Genomic DNA, 4,668 nt, shown 5'->3' with positions numbered 1-4,668 from the left:
GCTCCAGACCCTGAACCCACTATGGCTTCATACCGTCAATCGGAACAATCCTTGCAGCGTGAATTCACTGTCCTCAAGCACATTCCGGCTTTCTAGTTTTGTCAGTCAAGCAGGTGCATCGAGAGAGAAACAGATACCCGTCAGGTGCAGTTTGTTTAACAACACTTCAACCGTTTTAATCTCACTGCAATCGGCATTCTGCAGTGACGTTAAAGCGACCACGACTCCCTGTTCAACACTGAATGCCGAGACGACACTGACAAAATCTTGGTAAGACTGATCATAATCATGAAGACTTGCCTTGATGCTTTTACCATCCATCGGCACTTGCTGCGTCGTCGCTTGACAACAAGTCTGGGCCCATTCATTAAAGGCTTCGGTGAATGCATTAAAATCCACCCTTACCATGATGCGCCGCAGCGTAGAAAGACTGGGTAAGCGGGTATAGGGTAATTCCATGGTCTCTAAGAGTACCGCTTGGTGACGGCTGACAAAGTCTGCTAACGCACGGTAACCCGTACAACCACTCATCGTCCCCATGATGACCAGGACGAGGATGACCCAGAGGGGATAATCGGGTTGGGTCCGATAATCCCGTATCTTTTGCAGTGACTCAATCAGGCTCATACAGCGTTGAACTCAAATGCAATAACCTCTTCAGTATAATTTCCTTTCCTCAATAGATCAGCCCTGCTTATTAAGGGGGACTTTGAGTATGCATTTCTCTTGTTCCCCCTTTATTTCTAGCGTTAGCGGCGCGTAGCGCGGGGGCTAGGGGGGATCTGCACCTCTAACGCAGACCAGCAAACCATTACAGCATTCAATCCTGCGTTAGTCGCACATTCATTGCAGTATTGGTCGTAACGTCGATCGCGGGTGTTTGATCCCCCTATCTCCTTCGGAGAGGCTACGCCAAGAAAAAAGGGAGAACCGGAAAAGCATACAAAAGATAGCTGGAAAATATACATTCTCAAAGTTCCCCTTGTAGCTTTGCTTCCCGTAGAGTAGGGAGATTTAGGGCGATCGAACACCTGCGATCGACGGTGAAATAGATTGTGCTAATCAGACTATTATCTAGTGCTAAATGCCACGTTACCAAATATCACAAAATTATAAACAATCGCAAAATAGTTGACAGCGCCCCAGTTTACCCCTAGTGGTCTGTCAATTTTGATTTTGTGCGTTAGTGATCTCCAGAATCCTTATGGAATAGTCGATTTGGAATAATGTCACTCACAATTTTAAGCTTGACGCTCCACTAGGCTTGTTTCTCATAGCTGAATACATCCGTGTCGTTAAGTCACGTTGGTCACAGACCGCCCGTAGGGCTATGAATCAGCTACGACCCCAAAAATTGAAGCGCTACCCAGCGTTGTTTGCACCAACAAAGGGTAGCTAAACCCCGAAGCTGATCAAGGCAGCTAGGCGGTCTGACACGGATTGTAACATTCGATCGGGCCACCCTACTTGTCCTGCGCAAAAGGGTGGCTTTAATTTTTGGGATTTCTTCCCCATCTACAACCAGGAGAAATCCCATGTTTATTGGCTTTGGCGGCCCCGATCGTCCAGAAACTTCGATCGACGACACCCGCAGACCCTTCCAAATCTACCTCCTCGGCACCCGCGAAGAAATTCAAACTACCATTAACCAACTGCAAGTCGTACGGTTTTGCGAACGCATTCGCTGGAGTCCCCCCATTCCCGTCCTCGGCTCCGATTGGAAATACATCAGCATGATGGAGCGAGATCGGGTTGTGGAGTAAATACGATTAAAGTCCCCCTGAATCAGGGGGACTTTGCAAGAATTTGAATCAATCAATTGAGTAGCATCAAACTGAGTATTATTAAACTACTCTATGCAGCTTCCCATAGCTCCTTAACTTTGCCCGGTAGCCAGCTAGAAATTTCTTGGATTCGTTCTTGTGATAATTCGTCCTTCGTAGCAGAAAAGACAGCCGTCACGACCTGTTCCCGTTCCACCGATCGGGACATACCCGACTCATTGGCTACCCGGAATAAAAAGCGATCGTCATCAATATTGAAAATTCCGGGCCCCTTCCACGGTGGACGCACCCGGCTCAAAAATCCAACGATCGGATTAGTATCATGCCAGAGATCGACAATTTCCATTTGCAAAGTTTTATCCGTCGTTTCCAAAATTGGTTCATGCAATTCTTCCGCCACATGATCCGCCGCTTCCGTGGTCATAACGTCCCGCATGACTCGGAAAACCACTTCTGTGATATCTCTTGCATCGTAGGGATCAGATAATCCCGCTTGTAACATTACCTTTTCTAAAAACGGACGATGGGCCTCAGAAATTTCTGCGCGAGGATTGCGTTTAACGGCCTCTGCCAACGTCTCATCCGTCATTTCCGTCGGATCGTTGGCCACTACAGGCTCATCCACTTGTTGATTAAAGCTTGTTTCTGACATGGAATCTCCTAGTTCAGGTTTGGCTAAATAACACGCCCCTTAAGAGCGTTCCAGGAATCTGTTCCCAGTATTTCAAAGGTTGAGTGATCGTCAAGCCTTGACCTTGTCAGCCTAACGAGCAAATCCCGATCGCGTCGTCATACAAAAGAAACACTTGGGACTGCTTTTACATCTGTGACATATCTCCCTAATGGGTCTGTAGCGCCTCGGAAAGTCACTTTACAATAGTGCAATATTAAATGAAATGAAATCAAAAAAAATTGCCAAATTAATGATTGAGATTAACCGTCTAAACGTTTAATTCACCTAGGAATCCCTAGCTTGAAATAATTTATTAGCTATCTCTAAATGACTAAATTATCAAGCTTTCAATGTTTACAGCATTGAATCATTACAGTTCTATGACAGGATGTGGTGGGATGCTATTTTCTATTCCATAATTTCTATAGCTTAATTTTTACAGCATTAATAATCTTTATCGTTAACAATCTTGATCCGATCGAATCCTTGGGAGGGTATTTGAATGAGTTCCGATCCACTGCAAAATCTTAAACCCATTCCGCCTGCCCACGAAACCAATGAAGACACCCCTGCGATCGGGGGCGGATTGCCTATTATTGAATACTGGGCCGAGCATACGTTGTCGCCGGAAGGCCCAAAAATTTGGAAAACGCTGTTACATCACAGTGCTTGCCTGTCCTGTTCCTGGGGTACCGGAGGCCAGAAAGGCGGATTCACCAACGAAACGGGTGAAAAACTCCAGCGCTGCATGAAAAGCGTGGAAGCCATTTCCGCAGAAATCCAGCCCGCCGTTCCGCCCCAAATCTTTGCCCAGCGTAGCCTTGCCGACTTACAAAAACTCTCCTCCCGAGACGCCGATCGCCTAGGTCGCTTAGGGTTTCCCATGATTCGCCGTGCCGGGTCAGATCACTACGAACGGATTCCCTGGGGCGAAGTGTATCACCTAGCAACCGCCGCCTTCCGCAAGGCTCCGGAACGGGTTGCCTCCTACAGTTCCGGTCGATCGTCCAATGAAGCTGCATTCCTATTGCAATTGATGATTCGGGCTTTGGGGTCGAATAACTTGGCAGATTGTTCTGACCTGTGCCATGCCCCTTCCACCAATGCCTTGACGGAGATGTTCGGAACCAAAACTTCCGTCGTTAGCTTGGAAAGTCTCAAGCGATCCGATTGTGTGGTGCTAGCAGGGGCCAACTCCGCCTATAACCATCCCCGGTTAATGAATGAGTTGATTGAACTCCGCGATCGGGGTGGTAAAGTCATTGTTATTAATCCCGTCATGGAAATTGGCTTGGTCAAATTTGGCTCTCCAGCGTTTCCAGTCACATCCCTGATTCCAGGTTCCGACATTGCTTCCCTCTATTTACAACCCATTCCCGGTAGTGATACCGCACTGTTTATCGGTATTCAAAAATCCTTAATTGAACAGGGCTTTTTACGACAGTCTTACTTAGAAGCCTATACGGAAAACTGGCAAGCCGTGGTGGACCAGGCCCGATCGACGCCGTGGGAAGAAATCACTGCAACCTGTGGCGTCTCGCAGGCAGACATTGCCGCTGCTGCCACCATCATTGGAACCTCTAAGGGCGTTGTTTTTGGTTGGGCGATGGGCATTACCCAACATCGCAACGGGGTAGATAACGTTATCAGTATTGTGAACACAGCATTGATTTCTGGAAATGTTGGGCGGCAAGGAGCCGGAGTCATGCCTGTGCGCGGCCATTCCAACGTCCAAGGCTTTGGATCAATGGGGGTGACGACGGCCAAGCTCAAAAAAGAATTGCAAGCTAAATTGGAACAACTGCTGGGCAAACCGTTGAGTAAAACGAAGGGCTATGATACCCGATCGTTGATTGAAGCGGCGGATGAAGGCAAGGTGGATACTCTGCTGTGCTTAGGGGGCAACTTGTATGCGGCCAATCCCGACTCCACCCAAGCCAAACGCGCCTTAGGCAACATTGAAACCATTATCTATGTCGCGACCAAGCCCAATCTGGGACATTTCCATGGCTTAGCCAAGCACAACACGATCGTGATTCCGGTGCTGAATCGTTTTGAAAATCCCCACAAAACCACGGTGGAATCCGGTAATAACTTTGTACGGTTTAATAGAGTTGTTGGGAAATAAAACCAGCTCTGGGACAGGGTTTGCCCTGACTGTTATCTAACTTATGCTGCATCTAAGTAGAAGTTCCACAAGCCTGCTGCGTT

At 47.7% G+C, this 4,668-nt stretch carries 4 protein-coding genes; 2 read left to right on the top strand and 2 right to left on the bottom strand.

Features of this window, described 5'->3' with window-relative positions:
• Positions 1-105: 105 nt before the first annotated feature.
• On the bottom strand, positions 106-627 hold the full coding sequence (locus ACN4EG_RS27160) for an ISAs1 family transposase (protein WP_431633413.1): 522 nt from the start codon (positions 625-627) through the stop codon (positions 106-108).
• 908 nt (positions 628-1,535) lie between these two features.
• Here ACN4EG_RS27160 and ACN4EG_RS27155 point away from each other — a divergent pair.
• A complete protein-coding gene (locus ACN4EG_RS27155; RefSeq protein WP_431633412.1) occupies positions 1,536-1,763 on the top strand; it encodes a hypothetical protein in 228 nt (75 codons plus the stop codon).
• Positions 1,764-1,854: 91 nt separating this feature from the next.
• Here ACN4EG_RS27155 and ACN4EG_RS27150 read toward each other — a convergent pair whose 3' ends face one another.
• Positions 1,855-2,436: a DUF2267 domain-containing protein gene (locus ACN4EG_RS27150; RefSeq protein ID WP_431633411.1), complete on the bottom strand. Its 582-nt coding sequence runs from the start codon at positions 2,434-2,436 to the stop codon at positions 1,855-1,857.
• A gap of 523 nt (positions 2,437-2,959) precedes the next feature.
• On the opposite strand from ACN4EG_RS27150, the gene ACN4EG_RS27145 reads away from it, so the two are divergent.
• Entirely contained in the window at positions 2,960-4,585 is a 1,626-nt protein-coding gene (locus ACN4EG_RS27145) for an FdhF/YdeP family oxidoreductase (protein ID WP_431633410.1), read from the top strand.
• Positions 4,586-4,668 lie beyond the last annotated feature (83 nt).

It is taken from the genome of Alkalinema pantanalense CENA528, assembly GCF_050753345.1.
Taxonomy (GTDB): Bacteria; Cyanobacteriota; Cyanobacteriia; order Leptolyngbyales; family Leptolyngbyaceae; genus Alkalinema; species Alkalinema pantanalense.
The sequence above is the reverse complement of the archived record's forward strand: the minus strand, read 5'-3'. Positions and strand labels throughout refer to the sequence as shown.